This is a genomic window from Rhodospirillales bacterium RIFCSPLOWO2_02_FULL_58_16, assembly GCA_001830425.1.
GTDB lineage: Bacteria > Pseudomonadota > Alphaproteobacteria > Rhodospirillales > 2-02-FULL-58-16 > 2-02-FULL-58-16.
Genome location: MIAA01000027.1, coordinates 64,260 through 84,762, shown reverse-complemented (window position 1 = coordinate 84,762; position 20,503 = coordinate 64,260). Strand labels below are relative to the sequence as shown.

General features: G+C 55.8%; 21 protein-coding genes and 1 pseudogene (1 of these 22 running past the window's edge). 9 read left to right on the top strand and 13 right to left on the bottom strand.

Translation table 11 applies throughout. From position 1 onward, the window contains the following. Positions 1-18: 18 nt before the first annotated feature. The 12 genes from A3H92_08505 to A3H92_08450 all read right to left on the bottom strand — a co-directional run bounded on the left by A3H92_08505 (position 19) and on the right by A3H92_08450 (position 8,936). Positions 19-636, bottom strand: a complete 618-nt coding sequence (locus A3H92_08505) for a hypothetical protein (GenBank protein OHC74832.1) — start codon at positions 634-636, stop codon at positions 19-21. Continuing rightward, positions 633-944 carry a hypothetical protein gene (locus tag A3H92_08500; GenBank protein ID OHC74831.1) on the bottom strand — a complete coding sequence of 104 codons (312 nt, stop codon included), beginning with the start codon at positions 942-944 and terminating at the stop codon, positions 633-635. The genes A3H92_08505 and A3H92_08500 overlap by 4 nt, the downstream gene beginning before the upstream one ends. Before the next feature lie 459 nt (positions 945-1,403). Beyond that, positions 1,404-1,652: a hypothetical protein gene (locus A3H92_08495; GenBank protein OHC74830.1), complete on the bottom strand. Its 249-nt coding sequence runs from the start codon at positions 1,650-1,652 to the stop codon at positions 1,404-1,406. A gap of 3 nt (positions 1,653-1,655) precedes the next feature. Beyond that, positions 1,656-2,819: a hypothetical protein gene (locus A3H92_08490; GenBank protein OHC74829.1), complete on the bottom strand. Its 1,164-nt coding sequence runs from the start codon at positions 2,817-2,819 to the stop codon at positions 1,656-1,658. 27 nt (positions 2,820-2,846) lie between these two features. Further along, positions 2,847-3,494, bottom strand: coding sequence for a hypothetical protein (locus A3H92_08485; protein ID OHC74828.1), 648 nt, complete (start codon positions 3,492-3,494; stop codon positions 2,847-2,849). Continuing rightward, positions 3,491-3,817 carry a hypothetical protein gene (locus A3H92_08480; GenBank protein ID OHC74827.1) on the bottom strand — a complete coding sequence of 109 codons (327 nt, stop codon included), beginning with the start codon at positions 3,815-3,817 and terminating at the stop codon, positions 3,491-3,493. Before A3H92_08480 ends, A3H92_08485 begins: the two co-directional genes overlap by 4 nt. A 26-nt stretch (positions 3,818-3,843) precedes the next feature. After that, on the bottom strand, positions 3,844-4,146 hold the full coding sequence (locus A3H92_08475) for a hypothetical protein (GenBank protein OHC74826.1): 303 nt from the start codon (positions 4,144-4,146) through the stop codon (positions 3,844-3,846). A gap of 1,209 nt (positions 4,147-5,355) precedes the next feature. Continuing rightward, entirely contained in the window at positions 5,356-6,102 is a 747-nt protein-coding gene (locus A3H92_08470; GenBank protein OHC74825.1) for a hypothetical protein, read from the bottom strand. 38 nt (positions 6,103-6,140) lie between these two features. Beyond that, the gene (locus A3H92_08465) at positions 6,141-6,425 is read right to left on the bottom strand and encodes a hypothetical protein (protein OHC74824.1); all 285 of its coding nucleotides are present in this window, start codon (positions 6,423-6,425) and stop codon (positions 6,141-6,143) included. Continuing rightward, positions 6,422-7,966, bottom strand: a complete 1,545-nt coding sequence (locus A3H92_08460) for a phage tail protein (GenBank protein OHC74823.1) — start codon at positions 7,964-7,966, stop codon at positions 6,422-6,424. The genes A3H92_08465 and A3H92_08460 overlap by 4 nt, the downstream gene beginning before the upstream one ends. A 236-nt stretch (positions 7,967-8,202) precedes the next feature. Continuing rightward, entirely contained in the window at positions 8,203-8,592 is a 390-nt protein-coding gene (locus tag A3H92_08455; GenBank protein OHC74866.1) for a hypothetical protein, read from the bottom strand. Between the two features lie 5 nt (positions 8,593-8,597). Further along, on the bottom strand, positions 8,598-8,936 hold the full coding sequence (locus A3H92_08450) for a hypothetical protein (protein OHC74822.1): 339 nt from the start codon (positions 8,934-8,936) through the stop codon (positions 8,598-8,600). Between the two features lie 198 nt (positions 8,937-9,134). Here A3H92_08450 and A3H92_08445 point away from each other — a divergent pair, with 198 nt between their 5' ends. After that, positions 9,135-9,767 carry a DNA-binding protein gene (locus A3H92_08445; GenBank protein ID OHC74821.1) on the top strand — a complete coding sequence of 211 codons (633 nt, stop codon included), beginning with the start codon at positions 9,135-9,137 and terminating at the stop codon, positions 9,765-9,767. A 1-nt stretch (position 9,768) separates the two neighbouring features. On the opposite strand, the gene A3H92_08440 is transcribed toward A3H92_08445, so the two are convergent. After that, positions 9,769-11,352: a lysine--tRNA ligase gene (locus A3H92_08440; protein OHC74820.1), complete on the bottom strand. Its 1,584-nt coding sequence runs from the start codon at positions 11,350-11,352 to the stop codon at positions 9,769-9,771. 250 nt (positions 11,353-11,602) lie between these two features. Between A3H92_08440 and A3H92_08435 the strand changes: the two genes are divergently transcribed. The 8 genes and pseudogenes from A3H92_08435 to A3H92_08400 all read left to right on the top strand — a co-directional run. Then, on the top strand, positions 11,603-12,295 hold the full coding sequence (locus A3H92_08435; protein OHC74819.1) for a hypothetical protein: 693 nt from the start codon (positions 11,603-11,605) through the stop codon (positions 12,293-12,295). A 107-nt stretch (positions 12,296-12,402) separates the two neighbouring features. Then, a complete protein-coding gene (locus A3H92_08430; protein OHC74818.1) occupies positions 12,403-13,569 on the top strand; it encodes a cell filamentation protein Fic in 1,167 nt (388 codons plus the stop codon). Continuing rightward, positions 13,569-15,587 (top strand): hydrogenase 4 subunit B, encoded by a 2,019-nt coding sequence (locus tag A3H92_08425; GenBank protein OHC74817.1) that lies wholly within the window; start codon positions 13,569-13,571, stop codon positions 15,585-15,587. Before A3H92_08430 ends, A3H92_08425 begins: the two co-directional genes overlap by 1 nt. Further along, entirely contained in the window at positions 15,578-16,534 is a 957-nt protein-coding gene (locus A3H92_08420) for a formate hydrogenlyase (GenBank protein OHC74816.1), read from the top strand. The genes A3H92_08425 and A3H92_08420 overlap by 10 nt, the downstream gene beginning before the upstream one ends. Then, the gene (locus tag A3H92_08415) at positions 16,534-17,196 is read left to right on the top strand and encodes a hydrogenase-4 component E (GenBank protein ID OHC74815.1); all 663 of its coding nucleotides are present in this window, start codon (positions 16,534-16,536) and stop codon (positions 17,194-17,196) included. The genes A3H92_08420 and A3H92_08415 overlap by 1 nt, the downstream gene beginning before the upstream one ends. Then, positions 17,193-18,632, top strand: coding sequence for a hydrogenase 4 subunit F (locus tag A3H92_08410; protein ID OHC74814.1), 1,440 nt, complete (start codon positions 17,193-17,195; stop codon positions 18,630-18,632). The genes A3H92_08415 and A3H92_08410 overlap by 4 nt, the downstream gene beginning before the upstream one ends. A gap of 1 nt (position 18,633) precedes the next feature. Continuing rightward, positions 18,634-20,136, top strand: a complete 1,503-nt coding sequence (locus A3H92_08405; GenBank protein ID OHC74813.1) for a hydrogenase expression protein HypE — start codon at positions 18,634-18,636, stop codon at positions 20,134-20,136. Then, positions 20,136-20,503, top strand: a pseudogene (locus tag A3H92_08400) (hydrogenase); it runs 128 nt beyond the window's last position. The gene A3H92_08405 and the pseudogene A3H92_08400 overlap by 1 nt, the downstream one beginning before the upstream one ends.

Sequence of the window (20,503 nt, the reverse complement as noted above, 5' to 3'; positions counted from 1 at the left end):
CGGGAATACGTCCTGCTCTCATGGTTCTCCGGCGGGAAAATTTGTGAAAAACATTTCCAACGCTTCGATGTAGCGCTTCATATCGTGGTCGCTTACCGGATGGCGGCGCCTGCCGATGCGGATGGCCGGGGCCGGGTGGCGATAAGTGAGTCGGGAAACAGGAGTAAGCGGCACGCCGTCGGCGCCGTTGACGTAGCGTCGGATATCCACCTGATGGTCGTTCAATATCCCGGCGAGGCCGGCGAAGCCGGGCTTGGGCGCGCCGAAGGTGACCAGCGCGTAGGGCGCCCGACCGGCGGCGCAAAGCTTGGCCGCTACAATGGCGGCCTCGGCGCCGCCCTTGGAGTGACCGGCCACATAGATCGGCAGTCCCTGGTAGGCGTAAAGATCGCGCAGGATGTGCGGCCATGCTCCGTTGACGCCTTTCAGCCAACCGGCATGACACCAGCCGACGCCACAGCACCACCAGGGCATAACCCGCATGTTGTCCAGCCAGTCCTCTTTGTCCTCGGTGCCGCGCAAGGCCAGGGCCACGCCGTCGCTGAACGGGCGGACCACCCATTCCACCTCGTCGACGACGCGATCAGGATCGGCATAAGCCTGCAACACCAGATGCGCCAGCGGGAGGGCGATCATGGCGCCAACGCCTTGACGGCGGCCCCGGCGACGGTCCCTGCGGTCCTGGCGGCGGCGTCCGCCGCTATTTTCTGCCCCTCGAACGCCCGGATGTCCCAGGCCTGGTAATGGATTTCAGAACCATCAGGCGCAACGACGCTAAGATTGATGATGCCCCTTTCCTTGCCGTCTTTCATGCTGACTTCGCAGATTACCCCCGGACTTGATCCGGGGGCCGGGCAGCGGGCGAACGAAATCTCCGTCACGCCGTAGGAACAGCCGGCAAGAAAAACAGCGGCGAGGACCAGGCCGCAGACGCGGTTTTGCATTGGTGATGCTCCATAAAAAAAGCCCCTTGCGGGGCGGGAAAGAATGATGGAACGGTGGCGGCGATCAGTAGAAAGACACAAGATCGACCAGATAATGGGCAACGATGCCCGGCGCCTTCCCCTCCTTACGAAAAAGGGGTCAAGAGGAAGTTGCCGCCGATACTGTTTTATCAACCACAGAGGCTCAGAGACACAGAGGAGGATGGAAAAAAGCAGGAAGAAGACTTCGCTTGATCTTCTCTGCGCCTCTGTGCCTCTGTGTCAAAACACACTGAGTTGATCCGGCCATCCACGTCTTTTTACCGGGGAATGGACAGGTAGACAGACGTGGATGCCCGTGACAAGCACGGGCATGACGATAATGGATGGGCAATGAAGCTCCGACGGGGAGAACCGAATGACCCTGTTGCGCAATGGCGGCAATTCGTAACGAAAGCGATTCCAGTCAATCCTGACGCGCTAACGCTTGGCTACCTCTACGCACATAATTTCGGATCGAACCACAGGACGTTCGAGTTCAAGAGTTATAACGGGGTTGCGTTCTCCATCCTTCATTTTTCGGCGGATGTCGCTAAGCCCGCTTTCCAGCAATTTCTCTCCCTCAGCCATACATTCGGCTTTAGTCGGAAATCTCGGATCGCCGATATCGGCTTTCTCCGGGGGCAGATTGAACATAATGATCAGCAGCCATTCCATGTCGTTCACCATAAATTATTTCTTTTTTCTCTCCGGGCGCCATTCGGCGGCCAAACGCTCCGCCTCGGCAATCTGTTGGGGAGACATTCGCTTGGTGAAGTCGGGCAAAGAGATGTCGTGGTATGTCTTTGTTTCCCCCGGCGTGTTTTTTAATTGCTCTCTTTTTTGGTCGGCGAGCAAAAACCATTTATAAGCCTGCACCGGGTCTTTGTCGGTTCCCTTGCCGAAAAAGCACATTATAGACAATGCCAGTTGGGCAATAACGTTGTCGCGTTCGGCGCTGATTTTCATCAATCGGTATCCCTCTTGCGCATTTACGGCGCCGTTAAGGCCTTTCAAGTGGATGTCTGCCAAAATCATAGGGGAATCGTCGAGGCCTCCTTCCGTAGCGGCGTTCAACCACTTTACGGCTTCGCCTACGTCTTTCGCCACGCCATCCCCATGATAATACATTATCCCCAGGCGTTCCTGGGCGGGCGCAAGTCCGTGAAGGGCGGCTTTTTCGATCCATTTGCCGGTTTCCTCATGCTCGACGGCAAATCTTTTATCTTTTAGAATCAACAATTCCAGACAGAATTGGGCGGTCGGGTTGTCGCTCTCGGCGTCCCGGCGCAACCATTGAATGGCCTCGTCGTTAACAAATTCCGGGTTTTTAGAGTAAAGGCGAGTTAATAGATAACAGGCGTCCGGGTAGTTAAGTTTGACGGCTTCACGGAGATATTGCTCCGCCTTATGAAGGTCCTTGGGCAATCCCCTGCCGTAAAAATGAAACCAACTGAGGCCATAAATGGATTCAGCATCGCCGAGGGCGGCCGCCTTCGTTGTCCATTTTGCCGACTCTTCCATGTCAACGGCGACACCTTCGCCGCGTGAATATATCAAGGATAGATTATAAATTGAATCAACGTAATCTTTTTCGGCGGCTCTTTTATACCATTTGATGGCCTGTTGGATGTCTTGTTTAACGCCCAGGCCTTTCTGGTATATGTTGCCCAGGCGATGCTGGGAGTTGGCGTGGCCCTGCTCGGCAAGGGGGAGGAATTCTTTCAAAGCCGTCGCATAATCGCCGGCATCATACGCGGCCATGCCGGGTTCAATGTCAGCGGCGAAGATGCCGCCCGCGCCAAGAATAATCACGAAGGCAACGGCTGAGATCAGGCGCTTTAAGGTGCGTCTCATTACGATAGTGAACTAATGTTTTCTGCGTCATTTACTATTTTGCCGACTCTTAGCAAAAATCATTCCTGTTATTAACAATTCCGCACGAATACGTGCTTTTGCTTCACCAACATGATTCGCTAAGCTTTTAATTGCAAAAAGAGCATTGCTCATTGATGAGGTCGTAGCTATTTCCGTCGTTTGTTGCAGAACCAAATCATCTAATGATTTTTCTTCGTCAAGAAGTCCAAGTGTTTTCTGAAGATTTGAGGCTATGTTCTGATATCTAAGAAATAAATCAGCTTCTTTACATGCTGCTTTTGCGCGGGAAAAAGTTGACTGAAAGTCAGGGCCAAAATCCTTAAACATAGATTTATGATTGATCGGCAATTGGGGGGGAATCTTACTCGCTTTTGTATCGGCGTTTGTTAAAATTTCTGTTTGAATATCCTTAATAAATTCATCAAACAAAGAAAGCCCCTTCTCCGCAGGGGCTACTACGTCTCGCTTAAATGAATCCAACGCATAATCCCGACGCATCGCGGCGTCCCGCTCTTCTTTTGCTAGGCGGTTGTATCTGTGATTGACAAATAGCTGTATTACAAGAATTATAAAAGCAACAACTGGTGGTATGTAAGCGCTAATGCTCTGCTGTCCCAGACATGAAATTGGCTCGTCCATTAAATGCCCACTCATGACTTGGCCGAAGGTGGCAGTGCTGTACCATCGGCCGCAGCGAAGTCTATATTATCTGCTATTGTCTCTAGCACTCGGTTTTGCGCATCAAATCCGTACTTCTTTTTGAAACCTTCAAGTCCCAGTTTTTTTACGCTCTCGCCAAGCATCCCTAACACAAAAGAAGAAGTAACAGTGGGTACTTTAAATTTAATAGTTATATGATCTGGTGTTAGTTCCAATTTATCCAAATCATATTTTAGTCGAGCACGAACACCCGTCGTTTTTCCGGATAGAATTTTGGACTCGTCTTCGATTTCTAGCACTATGACATGCTCAACCATGTTGAATTTTCCTACATATACTTCGTTTAGGAGTGAGATTTTTCGAGATATTCATCATTCAGTTCAAACCGAACAGTTAAGACAGTTCCAGGGAACTTATAATTTCCTAAATTGTATACCGCCTTCCCAGATGGAGGCTTTTTGAGGTCATTTTCCTTATTAAAGGCAAGAGACCAGAACCCTTTGGCGTCCTTCTTCGGAGCGATGCCATCCACTTTAATATATGTATTACCTGATAAAATAACCAATTGAGAGGGCAGCACTCCATTAAGGGAGACCTCCTCTTCTTTCCGGTGACCAAATTTAACAAAGAAATTAATAAGCTCCATAAATCCTCGCCCTCCCGCTTGCTTAAAACGGCTTACTCCATCCTGAAGCGCATAAAGGGTCCACAGGTCTTTTTTCTCCCAATTACTCCTGAGAGACTTGTTATGACTTTTTATTAAATTATTAATTTGATCTCGTGTATGGTTCGGACACGTTTTATTCAAGCTTTCGAAGATACTGCTTCCTACGCTTACGACTGAGAAGTGGCATGTATATCGGTCTTGATTTCCCACTTTCCGTTTTGTCATATACCCCGCGATGTGAGCTTCGCCACTTGCGCCGGAAATAAGGCCACCTGTAGTTTTATCCTCTGTCCCTGGACGACTATGGATAATTGCATTATCCAATACTTCTGCAGTCATCTTTGATAGATAATCGCTGCCATCGGCAGTAAGAGTCCACTCTACTTTTGATAGCCAATTATTAACGCTATCTGTAAAGCGTCGTGCTGTCAGTGCGTGGGGCGTTTGGAGAGTTGAGTGCTCCCCACAAATTGATTCCAATTCAAATGGCCAAATATCTTCCGGATAACTTTCTTCTTTTAATTCTTCAAGGTTAAGTTTTTCGGAAAGCTTGGTGGCCTTTAAGACTTCATGTAGGGATTTTGTACATGTGGCTGAGATTATCCATTTTGGATTAAAATTTTTAGCCATCAGAGCCAAAATCATATAGGGAGCCATATCCAAGCATGTTTTTTCTTCAAAATTTAACGTGAGCGTCTTTGTTGTGCATTCGTGCCTTATTATTTCTGATAATTTTTTCAATGTTGAGGTGGGGTCTTCAAAGAAATTTAACTGAGATACATTGCATGCACGGTCAGTGTATCGTTCGCTTTGCTTTATCCAGATGTCTTTTCGCTTAGGCAAAAGGCCATCTAAAAGGATAGACCCTGCAAAGCCGCTTTGCTCAATTTTTATACTTTTTTTGCCCGATTTTTTCATTTTTCGCCAAATCTTCTTTGTATGTCTACGTTTGCACTGATCTGCACACTCTCTTGAATTATGTTGCGGCCCCCTTCCTTCAGATACTTTCATGGCAGTTTTAATCTCTCTGGTCTCGGCGTCGGTTGCTTTGGTCGTGCCATCTACCGATAGTCTATCAGAGCTAATACTGCCCGACTAGGCGTATTGATATGCGTATTGATATGGGGGCGCCGGCACCCGAAAGCCGACGCCCCCGGCGAGGAGGAGCTGCGGAAAAGGGGAACGCGCTCACCCCTCGTTTGGAAACAGACGCTTGAAGCCATGCTGCACTTTTTCGACGAAAGCGGGATCGTGGTCCCGCCAATAGCGGGGGTCGCGCATCATTTCCTTGATGCCGGCTTCGCTTGTCACCCCGCCGGCCGTGTCGCCGCCGCGACCGATTTCCGGTTCGCCGTTGGTCATCATCCGGTGCAGGTTGAGCACCCCTTCGTAAGAAGTGGAAAGGGGGCCGAAAACTTCCGGCGCCAGGTTTTTTTCGCCCCATTTGCCGATCTGACGCGCCGTTTCCCGCCATTTATTTTCGCCTCCGAATTTCTCCGACAGGCGATCGACCTCTTTTTGCGCCTCGAATTTGGCGGCGATTTCAACGGCCAGGGGCATCATTCTTTCCCCGGCCAGATCATAGACGGTCTGCACCTGTTCGTTGGTAAAGCCCGCCTTGTGAAGACAGGCGTTCACGCTGCGGTCAGGCGTTATCATTTCGTTGGGCGCCTTGATCTCGTAGCCGTCGGGGCTTTCGGGTATATTCAACCCGCCATGACTCCCCAGTTTCCGCTCCAGTTCCAGGTATGACTTGATCATTGCCTCGGTGCGGACTTCGCCCCGTTCTTCATCCCAGAACTTTTCCGGAAGCGTTTGCGGGCGCAGGGAAACGGGAGCGCCGCCTGCTTCCGCGTCCGCCGCTGCGGCCTCGCCGTTGTCCGCTTCGCCGTTACCGGCTTTTACGGGGGCCGCCTCGATAAGGCTCTCGCTCATTTGTGTCTCCATTGTTTGGTCTGTGGTGAGGACGTTGTTTAGCTGTCGTGAGCATTGCCCCGGCCTCGTTCGACCAGGGCGATAATGTGAGCAACCAGTTGGCGCTGTCCCTCGATATGGCGCAGGAAGGCGTCGGCGGCGTTAGGCCCCAAGGCCCGCTTCAGAGTCAGCGAACGCAGGTATTCGAGAACCTGCTCGCCGGCCCGCTCCCGGAAGCACTTGGCAAAGGCCACGGCCAGTTCCATATCCGGCTTCAGCAGTTCGCCGTCCGATGAAGCGGAGGCTTCATCGAACCAGGCCCAGCCGGTTTCATGGCCGGTCATGGCCGGACTCCATCAATGCCCCTGATGATATCAGGCAACGCCGACAAGGCATTTTCCAGGAAGGCCGGGTTAATTCCGTCGACGGGCATTGCGCGGATCAACTCGTTCGGCACGCCATAGGCGCGTCCCAGCCAGCGGACAGCCGCCGCCTGATCGATGACGGCCATCGCCTCCGGCCCCATCGACCGGATCGTCTCCAGCCACATGACGGTATTCCGGGCCTCCTGTTGAGCCTGATGGCGGGCCAACGGCGATTTGTATTCCAGTTCAACATACCGGCCGTCGATACGGAATTTTTCAACTTCGCCCCGACGGCTGAGAATGGCGAGGGCGCGCTTGACCAACGGCGTCAGCAGTTCCGATTGCAGCCGTCCGTATGTCGCGCCGAGGATGCGCGCCATTTCGGAGGCCCGCTCGATTACCTCGGTGGCGGTCATCTTCGGGCCGGCGACCTGGCCCAGCTTGTCGGCGAGCAACGCCCGGCGGATGCTGCTCCGCAAATCATCAAGAATGATCTGGGACAAATCGAACTTTCCGGGAGACTCCAGCGGCGTCAAGCCCTTGGAGCCGACCGCCTTGGGGATGATCGTTCCCGGCGTCAGCTTGATGGTGGCCGGATTGAGAACGCCGTCGTCGTCGCACAGCCAGACGCCGGTCACCGCGATGGAAGCGTTTTTCAGGATCAGCTCCACCACCTTGTTGGCGGTTTTGATATCGGGCAGAACCTTCATCACCGGCGAACGTCCGTACACTTCGCCCGGCGCCTTCAGCCAGCGGAAGTTGATGAAGGGAGACATCTCAAAATGGCCCTCCTTGAGCACGGTTATGTCGCCGATATGGGGCGAGGCGTTCTCCAGCACCGCCAGATAGGCATAGCCCTGCTCCTGGCTGATGACCGCCTCAATGACCGGAAAGCGAATATCGGAGTCCTTGCCTGCCGTGCGTAAAACCTCATCGGGCAGGTCGGTCTTGGGAAAGCGGGCGCGAAGTTGCGATATCGACATCTCGCTTCGCCGGAAGGTGTTGTCCAGTCCGCCGAACGGCCCTTCCTCAAGAATAACCTGGGCCAGAGGCACTGCGGTAAACCGGAAAGCCGAGGGTTCGCCCACCGACGCTTCTTCAAGCATCAGCGACGCGGTTCCCGCCGTCGCCAGATCGAGATAGCATTGGTGCATTTCAACCGCGAAGTTGGAAAGATCAAGGTGCGACTGCAATATCGAGGCGGTCGTTTCCAGATCGGCGGCCAATCCTTCACGTTCTTCGGCGGGGGTGTCCGTTCCGGCGGCAAGCCCGAACCATCTCGACCACGGAGGCGTCAACTGGGACAGCAGGCTGGCCGCCAGTTGATCCACTGCGTCCGGCGCCGTTCCGTCAAATAATTTGTCGGTCTTCTTTTCTCCGGGTTGGCCGGAACGGATAAATCCGTCCCGTTGCGGCAGGGCGTAATCGTAACATTCCTGCCAATGGGCTTCCCATGTTGAACGCCGCTCTTTGGCCCGGCGGAATCGTTCGACAACGTCTTTGGGAGTAATCTTTTCCATTTCTATTCTCCGAGCAGTTTTTTGCGATATGGCGACAGGTCGGCGAGACCCGGAAGGCCCCGCGCCGAAGACGGCGGCGGCGCAGGCGAACTGAAAGCCCCGCCCATGGCGTTTCTCCTTTGCGAATTGAAGGTGGTGAAAAATGGCCCGCAGACATAGCTGTGCCGGCCGTTGCCTTCTATATACTGAGACGTAAACCCTATGTCAAGGGTTTATTTCCTAATACTGGGAATTTCTTATTGCCGGCTTTGCAGGTGACGGTAGAGCTGCCACGGCGTCAGTATCCGGCCGTTGTGAATGCCGAGCACCCTTTTTACCGCCTCGACGCAAGTATAGGGGCGCCACGGCGCGGCGCGGAGCGGCGCCCTGTGAACGGCGCAGATAATGACTTTGAAGCCCAGCTTCCGGTACCGCTCGGCCAATTCATCAACGGCAAAATCATGGTGGACGGATATTTCCGTTTGGTGGGAAAGCGGATTGCAGATCACCCACCGCCCGGAGTTTTTAAGGGCGATGAAACAATGCCTGAATCCCGGCTTTAACACACGCAGCCATTTGAGTTGCGCCTCTCCGCCGAAGACGACGAGAGCCGTGGCGCAGGCATTCGGCGGCGTTCCAGGCGCCATGACAATCAATCCGCCCTACATTCAACGATGCCTTTCGCCTTAAGGATCGTGGTCAAATGATCCAGCGCCGCGTCCCAAAGGCGCGCCGGGCGTTCTTCGTCGCGGCATCGCGGATCGGGCGGCGTTTCGCGTACGCCGAATTCTCCCAGGACCTTCAGATGCTCCGGCCCGATGCGTTGTTTACGGAAAAGAGCCATGACCGCCCGGTACAAGTCGTCCGGCTCGCAGGGGCGCGCCATGAATTTGTCGCCGATGATCGGCCTGGCGCCGTCAAGGCGCAGACGCTGGCATCGAATAAACCAGAACCAGGCCTCCTCGGCGTTGATAAACGGCACATAGTTCATTTCATTAACAGGCTTCGGGCCATGATTGCGTTGCTTCACCTGCTTGCTCCCTTATGATTATTTCCGCATCAACAAGCGTCAAAAAAGGACGGAACATCTAATGAACTATACAAACATATAGGCAATATTTCCTTTGTCAATAGCATAAAGCAAAATATTCCTAGTGCGGTTGGGCCGCAATCATATGACAATGTTCCCATGCTGAAACATGCCGACATCTGGAGGGCGGTTGATCGCCTCGCTCGTGAACACGGGTTTTCGGCCTCCGGGCTGGCGCGGCAGGCCGGGCTGGACCCGACCACCTTCAACAAGAGCAAGCGCATAACCCGTGAAGGAAAGCTGCGTTGGCCGAGTACGGAAAGCGTCTCCAAGATACTTAATGCGACAGAGGCCAGCCTTGAGGAGTTCATCTCGTATGTGAGCGACGGGGAGGGCGCGGGCGTTTATCGCAGCGTTCCGCTCATCGGTTTCGCCCAGGCGGGGGCGCAAGGCTATTTTGACGACGCCGGTTATCCGATAGGCGGCGCCTGGGATGAAGTTCCGTTTCCCGGAATCGGCGACCCGCACGCCTATGCCCTGGAAATCAGCGGCGACAGCATGGACCCGGTGTTCCGCGACGGCGATATTGTGGTTGTTTCGCCCAATTCAAACATCCGGCGCGGTGATCGCGTCGTCGTAAAAACCGTTAACGGCGAGGTAATGGCCAAACTGTTGCGCCGCCGTTCGGCCCGCAAAATAGACCTTGAGTCGCTTAACCCCAGGTATGACGATATTTCGGTTCTCGTCGATGACGTGGACTGGATCGCCCGAATCGTCTGGGTAAGTCAGTAGCCTATACTTCCATATTCTCCCCGTTTACCGCCCGGCGGATCAGGGCAATGGTTTCCTGCCTGCCGTATAAGGCGATGAACGATCCCATGCGCGGCCCCTGGCTTTGCCCGAGAAGTATTTCATAAAGAGCAGCGAACCAGGCCTTGAGGTCGGGGAAAGGATGGCGCTTTCCGACTTCGTAAACCTGGGTCTGAATTTCCGCAGCGTCGGCGTTGTCGGGCAGGGTTTCAAGGGTTGCGATCAAATCATCAAGGGCTTTCTTTTCCTCGTCGCTTGCCTTGCGGTATCGCTTCGCCGGCTTGATGAAGTCCCGGTAATAGTTGATGGCGTATTCCACAAGTTTATCCAGAATGGGCGCGTTTTTCGCCGTGGCGCCGGGGCGGTAACGGGAAATGAAATGCCACAGCACCGCCTTGTCCTCGGTATGGCAAACGCCGGCCAGATTGAGCAGTACGTTATAGCTGAGGTGGACGTCTTCGTAAGGCGGATGGCCGAGGTGGATATGCCACGCCGGGCTATCCGCCTTGGCGGCGTCGTCAAGTTCAGGATATTTTTCCAGATGGCTGAGGTAGTCATCCACATTGCGCGGAATGACATCGAAGTAAAGGCGCTTGGCCGTCGTGGGCTTCTGGTACATGAACAGCGCCAGACTTTCGTGGGGCGCATAACGTAGCCATTCCTCCACCGCCAGGCCGTTGCCTCTGGACTTTGAAATCTTCTCGCCGTTTTCATCCAGGAACAACTCGTAAGTGAACCCGACCGGAGGGGCGCTGCCGATAATGCGACAGATTTTGCCTGACAGACGGACTGACTCGATCAAGTCTTTGCCGGACATTTCGTAATCCACGTCCAGCGCTTTCCAGCGCATGGCCCAGTCGGCCCTCCATTGCAGTTTACAATGTCCCCCGGTAACCGGCGTTTCCACCTCGGCGCCGTCCTCATTCACATAGACGATAGTCCCGGCGGCGCTGTTTTTCTCGACGACCGGCGCCTGCAACACCTTGCCGGTCTTGGGACAAACCGGCAAAAACGGGCTGTAGGTGGCGCGTCGCTCCGGTCCCAGCGTAGGCAGAATAACATCGGCTACCGCATCGTAGCATTCCAGCACCCGGAGCAGAACGGCGTCAAAGCGTCCTTCCTTGTAGCATTGGGTGGCGCTATAAAATTCATAGTCGAACCCGAACATATCGAGAAAAGCGTGCAGCCGGGCGTTGTTATGATGGCCGAAGCTCTGATAGGCGCCGAAGGGATCGGGGATGGAAGTCAGCGGCTTGCCGAGATGCTCGGTCAGCATTTCCCGGTTGGGAAGGTTGTCCGGCACCTTGCGCAGCCCGTCCATGTCATCGGAGAAAGCAAACAGTTTGGTCGGCATGTCGGACAACATCGTGAAGGCGTGGCGCACCATCGAGGTTCGCGCCACCTCGCCGAAGGTGCCGATGTGAGGCAGTCCGGACGGACCATATCCGGTTTCGAACAGCACATAGCCCTTTTCCGGCGTCTTTGAGCCGACGCGCTTGAGCACGGATCGCGCCTCGGCAAACGGCCAGGCGCTGCTTTTTTGGGCGATTTCACGCATGTCCGGCATAGAGGATTCCTTTAACGGGGGGCAAAAACGGACCCTATGGTCCGCCGGCGGCGGCGTCAACCGGGCGCTTGCCCTGAAAGACATTTTATCCCCGGCAATACCTGCCTCCTATGGCGGAAGTTCCCGCCTTCTGAAATGAAAACGTCAATGAATTCAACATGATAATACTGGCACGGAGATTGCTGATGTTCCTGTGGGGATAAACAGACTTAAGAGAAATCATATGACAGACATGGCGAAGCGGCGAACTTTGCTGGGCTTTATCGCGGCGGCCGGGGTCATCCCCGCCGCCGGGATGGCCGATGATTTCAGCTTTCCGGGGGGCGACGACGTGACAAGGTCTCCTGTCCGCACCCCGTCATTGTTCGGTAGCCACGAGCGCGTAATCGGAAAACCGACCGAGTTATTTCCCGATACGGCGAATCAGGATCAGGCGTGCAAGGGCAATACGGCGATGTCTGATTCCCTTGAAATGCTGAACGGCCTGCGCAGCAATGACGTCAGGGGGCAGATCGCCGGCGTCAACAAATTCATTAACGGCGTCGTCCGCATTAATGACATCACCTGCAACATCAAGTCCAAGCCGTGGGCGGCGCCTATCGCTTATTTGAAGAGTGAGGGAGGGGCCGAGGACTACGCCGTCGCCAAATATGTTTTTCTTCGCAAACTGGGATTTCATTACGAACGTCTGCGCGTGGTTTGGGTGGGAGAAGATGCCGCACGGACCCATAACGCGGTGCTGGCCGTGATCCTTGACGGGCAGACACTGGTGCTGGAAAACCACTCTTCCGAGATCAGCGACGACCGGATGTTGCCTCATTATCACGCCTACTGCTCGGTCAACGAGTTCCGCTTTGCCCTGCATTGGGATTTTACGTCAAAGGGCGGCGTGATGGCGTCGCTTGATCGCCTGGCTCATCACCCGAGAAACAGCGCATCCTGACACGCTTGTAACGTCGTCGATGTGCTTAAAGTAACGAGACCTTGACCATCTCGCCGCCTTAGTAAAGAATGCGTGATTAACGGTGATTGTAGCCGGAGAGGCGGGAAATGGTCTGGCGGAATACAGGGCGCTATGAGCGCGTCGTTGTCGGCGGCGAAGATGTTTCGGCCTTCGTTCCGGCGCCGTTGCCTCCATCGCCGCCGTTGATTCTTGATGATCGCTTGTCTCAGCGTCTCCGGCAGGCCGAACAGGCATTGGCGCGGCTTGACCTTGCCGGTGAGATGCTGCCGTCTCCGGACTGGTTCATCTACGCCTTTGTGCGTAAGGAAGCGGTTATTTCCTCCCAGATCGAAGGAACGCAGGCAACCCTGGTCGATCTGCTGGCGTTCGAAGCCGAGGAAAAGACGACGCCGAACGCCGACGTCGAAGAAGTATGCAATTATCTCAACGCCATTACCTATGCGCGCAGTCAGATAGCGGATGGACAGGGCCTGCCGCTCTCCATGCGTCTGCTGAACGAGACGCATCGCCGCCTGATGCATGGCGTACGCGGCGCCGCCAAACAGCCGGGCGAGGTCCGGCGCAGCCAGAACTGGATCGGCGGCAGTCGACCGGGCAATGCCGTATTCGTGCCGCCGCCGCCTGTCATGCTTCCCGAATTGCTCGGCGATTTCGAGAAGCATCTCCACGGCGATGACCGGCTGCCGAAACTGGTGCGAGCCGGTTTGGCCCATGTACAGTTCGAGACCATTCATCCCTACCTTGACGGCAACGGCCGCATAGGTCGGCTGCTCATCTCGCTGCTTCTTGAGCACTGGGGATTGCTTGCCAAGCCGATTCTGTATCTCAGCTTGTTCTTCAAGCGTCATCAGGCCGAGTATTACCGGCGCTTGGGAGCGGTGCGCACTGAGGGTGACTGGGAGGGATGGCTCGATTTCTTTCTCGACGGCGTGGCTACCATCGCTGACGAGGCGGTGATCTCGGCGCGCAATATCTTCGCTCTTGTCGAGGCAGATCGCGCTCGGGTGCTGGGTTCGGCCACCGCCTCGGTTAACGCCGCCCGGCTGTTCGAGGCGCTTACCCGCCACCCCATCGTGACGGTCGCCTCGGCAATGAAGCTGGTTGACGCAAGCAAGCCGACCGCAATACGAGCCATCAAGACGCTCGTTAACGCCGGGATTCTTGTCGAGACGACCGGCAAAAAACGTGATCGCAGCTTCGCCTATCAGGCTTATATCGACCGATTGCGCACTGAGACGGAGTTGGTGCGCTGATGAACTATTTGCTGTCGGTTATGGGCGGTGCGGCCCTTTTATTCAGCCTTGGAATTGCGGCTTGCGCCGTCAGGCCCAATCGGGAGTGGATTCGCTTTGTCTATGGCCTGTCCGCCGTCATCAGCGTCGTGTTGCTTGTCGGGGCGGTCCTTGCCTTGTTCTCGTCCGGCGTCCCGTCGAAGGTTGTTCTGCCCATAGGCTTGCCCTGGGTCGGATCCCACTTTCGTCTTGACGCCCTGTCGGCTTTTTTTCTCATCGTCGTCAATCTCGGCAGCGCCGCAGCCGGGCTTTACGCCATGGGGTACGGCATCCATGAAATGCAGCCCCGGCGCGTCCTGCCGTTCTTTCCGGCGTTTTTGGCGGCGATGAATCTGGTTGTAATCGCCGATGACGCCTTCACCTTCCTTGTGTTCTGGGAGGTCATGTCCCTGACGTCATGGGCGCTTGTCATGTCCAACCATCGTGATCCTGAGACGGCAAAAGCCGGATTTCTCTATTTTATCATGGCGGGCTTCGGCGCCTTCATGCTTTTGTTCGCCTTTGGAATCCTGGCCGGGGCGGACGGCGGATATGCGTTTGACGCCATCAGGGAGCATGACAGGCCGCTATGGGCGGGAGCGGCGATTCTTACCCTGGCGCTTCTCGGCGCCGGTTCAAAGGCCGGGTTGTTTCCCTTGCATGTTTGGCTTCCTTTAGCCCATCCCGCCGCGCCGAGTCATGTTTCCGCCCTGTTGAGCGGCGTCATGACCAAGGTTGCCGTCTATGGCTTTATCCGCATTATTTTCGATCTGGCGGGCAGTGAACTCGTCTGGTGGTGGTCCATACCTATCCTGATCGTCGGAGGAATAACGGCGGCTATAGGCATTCTTTACGCCCTTATGCAGGACGACCTTAAGCGGCTTCTTGCTTATTCCTCGGTTGAGAACATCGGCATCATTTTTATCGGCCTCGGCCTGGCTGCGGCTTTTCACGCCAACCGCCTTGAGGCCGGCGCCGCCGTGGCGATGACGGCTGCCTTGCTGCATGTTTTTAATCATTCTCTGTTCAAGAATCTCTTGTTTTTGGGGGCGGGCGCCGTTCTTCATGCGACGGGCGAACGCAACCTTGACTGCCTTGGAGGGCTTATCCACAAGATGCCGGTAACGGCGTTCTTGTTTCTTGTGGGGTCCATCGCCATTTCGGCATTGCCGCCGTTCAACGGCTTTGTGTCGGAATGGCTGATCTTTCAATCCATCTTGGTCAGTCCGGAGTTGCCCCAGGCCGTTCTTACATTTCTGGTGCCGGCTATCGGCGCGTTGCTGGCCTTGTCTGCGGCGCTGGCGGCGACCTGCTTCGTCAAAGCGTTCGGCATCGCTTTCCTCGGCCGGCCGAGAACGCCTCAAGCTGAAACCGCCCATGAAACCGACGGCTATTCATTGGCGGCAATGGGTATTCTCGCCTTTCTTTGCCTTGTCTTCGGCGTCCTGCCGACATTGGCCGTCACATCTATGGGGCCGGTCACCCAAGAACTGGTTTTTGCCGTACTGCCCGCGCAAGGCGGCGGTCCCGCGCCGTTGGCGCTGATACCCTTCTCGTCGGCGAAAAGTTCTTACGACGGGTTCACTATCATGGCTTTTCTGCTGACCGCCGGGTCATTCACCGCCTGGTTCATTCACCGCTTTGCCTCCAGGGCGGTCAGGCGGGGACCGGCCTGGGATTGCGGAACTCCGGCGGACTCTACGGCAGGCCAATACACATCCGGCGGGTTCAGTCAGCCGATCCGCAGGGTGTTTTGCAGCGTCGTGTTTCGCGCCCGTGAGGAGGTGGATATGCCCGCCCCCGGAGATGTCGGGGCGGCGCGGATAAAGATAATAATAACAGACCCGGCCTGGGCTTTGATCTTCACGCCGGTAGCGAGTCTGCTGGAAAGAATTTCCAACCGTCTGAACTTTCTCCAGTTTCTGACCATCCGCCGCTATCTTTCCCTGATGTTCGCGGCGCTGATAACCTTGTTGATCGTGGTGGTGATATGGCGTTGATCGCCGACATTATCCTGCAAGGCGTCCAAATGAGCATTGTGCTGCTGATCGCGCCGTTGTTGACCGGAGTTATCCGCAAGGTGAAGGCCCGTCTTCTCCGGCGCCGGGGGGCTTCGGTTATCCAGCCTTACTATGATCTTTGGCGCCTGTTGCACAAGGAAGCGCTGATGGCGGAGAACGCCTCATGGCTCTACCGGGTTGTTCCTTATGCGGCGTTCGCGGCGGTATGGGTGGCGGCGGCTTTGGTGCCGACCTTCGCCGCCGGTCTTTTGTTCAACTGGGCGGCCGACCTGCTTGCCATCGTCGCCTTGCTGGGGACGGCCCGTTTCGCGCTGGCGCTTGCCGGCATGGATGTCGGGACCGGCTTCGGCGGCATCGGATCGTCACGCGAGATGATGATTGCTTCGCTGGCCGAACCGGCCATGCTGATGATTATATTCACCGTCGCCTTGCTCGCCCAAACGACGCAGCTTTCCATCATTGCTTATTATATAGCGACCACCCCCATCGGCCTGCGGGTTTCCTTAGGCCTGATTCTCGTCGCGCTGGTCATCGTTTCCCTGGCGGAAAATGCCCGTATCCCCGTGGATAACCCGTCTACTCATCTGGAGCTGACCATGGTGCATGAAGCCATGGTGCTTGAATACTCGGGCCGCCATCTGGCCATAATCGAATTGACGGCGTCTCTCAAGCTGGTGTTTTACATGTCTCTTTTCGTGTGCATCTTCGCTCCCTTCGGCATCGCGTCGCCCGCCTCGTCGATGGGCGGCAACGTCATCGGAATGATGGCTTATCTGGGGAAACTTATGATCGGGGGCGTGCTGCTGGCGGTCGGAGAAACGATGGTCGCCAAGATGCGGGTTTTCCGTGTCGCCGAGTTCCTTGGAGGGGCGTTGGTTCTGGGATTGCTGGCCACTGTTCTTCTGTTCGTCTCGCGGGGAATGTAATGGCGAACATCAGTTCCGATATATCTCATTCTTTGGCGGGAGCAATCCTGGTGATCAGTTTCATGCTGCTCTACCAGGAACGCATGTTCGGCCTTTTGAAAGTATTCGCCATGCAGGCCATGGTCCTTTCCATTGCCGTCGCCTGGCAGGCTTATACGCAGCAGGCGGCTCATCTTTATGTTACGGCGGCAATTGCCTTCGGCGTAAAAGGCGTAGTCATCCCGTGGTCCCTGCACCGCATCGTGCCCAAACTCGGCATTTACCGGAATATCGAGAAGGTCGTGGGCGTCGGCATGACCATGCTGGCCGGCGTCGGTCTGACGGTTCTGGCGATCATGGTCATTTTTCCCGTAACCACGGAAGAAACCGGAGTTGTCCGCGAAGACCTGGCTTTTGCCTTTGCGGTTATTCTCCTCGGGTTCCTGATGATGATAACGCGACGGAACGCGGTCAGCCAGATTATCGGTTTTATGTCGCTGGAGAACGGTTTGATCCTTGCCGCCACCGGGGCCAAGGGCATGCCTCTGGTCGTCGAGATCAGCGTCGCCTTTTCCGTCCTTATCGCCTTTTTCGTCTTCGGCGTGTTCATTTTCCGCATCCGTGAGCGTTTTGACACGATTGACGTGGATAACCTCAATCAATTCAGGGGAGATCGGGGATGAACGAGCTTGGTCTTATGGGGCTTCTTGTTACCCCGGCGGCGGCGATTGTCATTCTCAGCCTCGCCCCCGGCCATCGGCTGCGGGCTTTGCTGAACATCGCCGCGTCGTTCATATCGTTCATCGCCGCCTGTTCCCTGTTTTTTGCGCGACCGGAGAACAGCGACTTTTTCCTTATTGATGATTTCAATATCTATCTGGTGGTTCTGAATACGTTTATCGGATTTACCACGAGCGTATTCAGCGCCTCCTATATCGGGCATGAACTGGAAACTGGGAACCTGACGCCCGCCTATCTGCGCTTTTATCACGCCATGTATCAGGCGATGCTGGGGGCGATGAATCTGGCGCTTGTCAGCAATAACGTAGGGCTGATGTGGGTCGGGGTGGAAGTGGCGACGTTAAGCACGGTGGTCATGGTCGGTATCTACCGCACTCATCAGGCCATAGAAGCCGCATGGAAATATTTTATCCTGGGCAGCGTCGGCATCGCCCTGGCCTTTTTCGGGACAATTCTCATTTATCTGGCGGCCGGACGGGTTCTCGGCGAAGGCTTTCCCGCCCTGACCTGGACCAGCCTGGTCGCCAATGCGGCGAACTTTGATCCTTCCCTGCTCAGCCTGTCCTTTGTCTTCCTTCTTGTCGGCTACGGCACCAAGGTCGGTTTGGCCCCGTTACATGCGTGGCTTCCCGACGCCCATGCCGAAGGTCCGACTCCGATCTCTGCGGTCCTTTCCGGGTTGCTTTTGAATGTCGCCCTTTATGCGGTTCTGCGGTTCAAGATGATCATTGCCGGGAACGCCGATGCCCTGTCTCCCGGTCCTATCCTGATGACTATGGGGCTTCTGTCCCTGGTCTTTGCCGCGTTTATGCTGTACCGGCGGCGCGACATCAAGCGACTGTTCGCCTATTCGTCAATCGAACACATGGGGGTCATAACCTTTGCTTTCGGCATGGGCGGGCCGCTCGCCAACTTTGCCGGTCTCCTCCATATGACCATGCACAGCCTCACCAAGTCGGCCATTTTCTTCGCCGTAGGACATATAGCGCAAGCCAAGGGAACACAAAAACTGGCGGACATTCGGGGGCTTAGCGAAAGTCATCCCGTATTGGCGTGGGGTCTTGGGCTGGGGGTGATCGCCATTGCCGGAATACCTCCCTTCGGCATCTTCACCAGCGAGTTTCTTATCGTGACATCGACCTTCGCACGGGAACCGGCGCTGGCCGTTATTCTGGCCTTCGGCCTGCTGGTGGCGTTCGGCGCCTTGCTGATGCGGCTTCAGGGAGTTCTGTTCGGCCCTCCGTCGCCATACTCCGAACCCGTTCAGGCAACGTCTGTTCCCTTGTTCGCTCACCTTGGCCTGGTTCTGGTTGCCGGCGTCTACCTGCCGCCGACATTGGTGACCTGGTTTGAACAAGTGGCCAAGCTTCTCGGTTAGGATGACGGTAATGGAGAACCTTTCGCTTCTTGAAAGACTATCGACCGGAAAGGCGGCGCCGGAACACAGGCCGTGGCCGCGATTCGAGGTTACTAAAAAGACATGGGAAGAATTAGCGGCCGGCTTGGGCGACCACATCGATATGATGGGCTTGTGGGCCGACAAGACCCACATTCACATGGCGCTTTTCGAGCCTTCTTCCGGGGCGTTCGCCGTCGCCTCGCTGGCGGTGGAGGACAATAAATATCCTTCGATTTCCCGGCGTCATCCTCCGGCCATGCGGCTGGAAAGGACGATCCGCGACCTGTTCGTCCATGAACCGTCGGGGCTGCCGGATACACGGCCATGGCTGGATCATGGAAACTTGATCGAGACCGACCGGCCCTTGAAACCATATCGGTTCCTGCCTGCGGAAGGAAGGGGAGTACATGAAATCCCCGTCGGTCCCGTTCATGCCGGAATCATCGAGCCGGGGCATTTCCGTTTTACCGTCAACGGGGAAACCGTGGTTCGTTTGGAGCAACGGCTGGGCTACGTCCACAAGGGAATCGAAAAGCTGCTTGAAGGCAAAGATGTCGAGTCCGGCGCCAAACTGTGCGCCCGCGTTTCCGGGGACAGCACGGTCGCTTATTCCATCGCCTACGCCCGCGCCGTGGAAGCCGCTTTGTCCATCAAGCCTCCCGCGAGGGCTGATTGGCTACGCGCCCTGATGGCGGAACTGGAGCGGCTCGCCAATCACTTCGGGGATATCGGAGCCGTCTGCAATGATGCGTCATTTGCTTTGCTTCATGCCTATGCCGGCATTTTGCGCGAGGACGTGTTGCGGGCGGCGAACGCCTGTTTCGGGCATCGTTTGATGATGGACCGGGTGACTCCCGGCGGAGTCGTCAGTGATCTTTCCGATGAGGGGAAAGGCGTCCTTTACCGATTGATCTCCTCCCTTGCCGAGCGCTTCGATGAAATTGCCGACGCCTATGACAATACGGCGTCACTTAAGGACCGGACATGGGGAACGGGGATATTGCCCCCTGATTTGGCCCGGCAATACGCCGCCGGCGGCGTTATCGGCCGCGCTTCAAAGCGTTCGTTTGACAGCCGTAAATCGCTCCCTTATCCGCCCTACGATCAACTTGAATTTTCCGTTCCGACGGTTAACGCCGGCGACGTCAATGCGCGGATATGGATACGCCTTCAGGAGGTCAAGCAAAGTCTGTCCCTGGTCAGGCAAATACTTGACGCCGTTCCCCGTGGAGATTTCCGCCGGGACCTGCCGAAACGGTTTGCCGGAGAACGGGAAGGAATGGGCGTGGTCGAGGGGTTCAGGGGCGATATTCTGGTTTGGCTGCGATTGGCGGAAGACGGACGCCTCATTCGCTGTCATCCCCGCGATCCGTCGTGGTTTCAATGGCCCCTCCTGGAGGCGGTCGTCAAGGACAACATCGTCGCCGATTTTCCGTTGTGCAACAAATCGTTCAATTGCTCTTATTCGGGGCATGATCTGTGATGTCAAATCTCCTCCTTAAGGCCCTGTTTCGATGTCCCGTCACCACCGATGCGCCGCCGGTCAGCGAACAGGCGCTGGCCGAATTGGCGGTCAATGTCGATAGCGAAGCAAGGCGCGTCCTGGGCCGGTCGCTGTCCATCCGCGAGGTGGACGCCGGCTCCTGTAACGGCTGTGAGCTGGAGATTCACGCCTTGAACAACGCCGTTTATGATCTGGAACGCTTCGGCGTCAAATTCGTAGCCTCGCCGAGACACGCCGACGTATTGCTTGTCACCGGCCCTGTCTGCAAAAACATGCGGGTCGCGCTGGAACGCACTTACGCGGCGACTCCCTCGCCGAAATGGGTGGTCGCCGTCGGCGATTGCGC

Bases quoted from the DNA above. Each gene is read 5' to 3' on its own strand.
- A3H92_08505 (OHC74832.1), bottom strand. From the start codon at position 636: ATGATCGCCCTCCCGCTGGCGCATCTGGTGTTGCAGGCTTATGCCGAT.
- A3H92_08500 (OHC74831.1), bottom strand. From the start codon at position 944: ATGCAAAACCGCGTCTGCGGCCTGGTCCTCGCCGCTGTTTTTCTTGCC.
- A3H92_08495 (OHC74830.1), bottom strand. From the start codon at position 1,652: ATGGTGAACGACATGGAATGGCTGCTGATCATTATGTTCAATCTGCCC.
- A3H92_08490 (OHC74829.1), bottom strand. From the start codon at position 2,819: ATGAGACGCACCTTAAAGCGCCTGATCTCAGCCGTTGCCTTCGTGATT.
- A3H92_08485 (OHC74828.1), bottom strand. From the start codon at position 3,494: ATGAGTGGGCATTTAATGGACGAGCCAATTTCATGTCTGGGACAGCAG.
- A3H92_08480 (OHC74827.1), bottom strand. From the start codon at position 3,817: ATGGTTGAGCATGTCATAGTGCTAGAAATCGAAGACGAGTCCAAAATT.
- A3H92_08475 (OHC74826.1), bottom strand. From the start codon at position 4,146: ATGGAGCTTATTAATTTCTTTGTTAAATTTGGTCACCGGAAAGAAGAG.
- A3H92_08470 (OHC74825.1), bottom strand. From the start codon at position 6,102: ATGAGCGAGAGCCTTATCGAGGCGGCCCCCGTAAAAGCCGGTAACGGC.
- A3H92_08465 (OHC74824.1), bottom strand. From the start codon at position 6,425: ATGACCGGCCATGAAACCGGCTGGGCCTGGTTCGATGAAGCCTCCGCT.
- A3H92_08460 (OHC74823.1), bottom strand. From the start codon at position 7,966: ATGGAAAAGATTACTCCCAAAGACGTTGTCGAACGATTCCGCCGGGCC.
- A3H92_08455 (OHC74866.1), bottom strand. From the start codon at position 8,592: ATGGCGCCTGGAACGCCGCCGAATGCCTGCGCCACGGCTCTCGTCGTC.
- A3H92_08450 (OHC74822.1), bottom strand. From the start codon at position 8,936: ATGAACTATGTGCCGTTTATCAACGCCGAGGAGGCCTGGTTCTGGTTT.
- A3H92_08445 (OHC74821.1), top strand. From the start codon at position 9,135: ATGCTGAAACATGCCGACATCTGGAGGGCGGTTGATCGCCTCGCTCGT.
- A3H92_08440 (OHC74820.1), bottom strand. From the start codon at position 11,352: ATGCCGGACATGCGTGAAATCGCCCAAAAAAGCAGCGCCTGGCCGTTT.
- A3H92_08430 (OHC74818.1), top strand. From the start codon at position 12,403: ATGGTCTGGCGGAATACAGGGCGCTATGAGCGCGTCGTTGTCGGCGGC.
- A3H92_08425 (OHC74817.1), top strand. From the start codon at position 13,569: ATGAACTATTTGCTGTCGGTTATGGGCGGTGCGGCCCTTTTATTCAGC.
- A3H92_08420 (OHC74816.1), top strand. From the start codon at position 15,578: ATGGCGTTGATCGCCGACATTATCCTGCAAGGCGTCCAAATGAGCATT.
- A3H92_08415 (OHC74815.1), top strand. From the start codon at position 16,534: ATGGCGAACATCAGTTCCGATATATCTCATTCTTTGGCGGGAGCAATC.
- A3H92_08410 (OHC74814.1), top strand. From the start codon at position 17,193: ATGAACGAGCTTGGTCTTATGGGGCTTCTTGTTACCCCGGCGGCGGCG.
- A3H92_08405 (OHC74813.1), top strand. From the start codon at position 18,634: ATGACGGTAATGGAGAACCTTTCGCTTCTTGAAAGACTATCGACCGGA.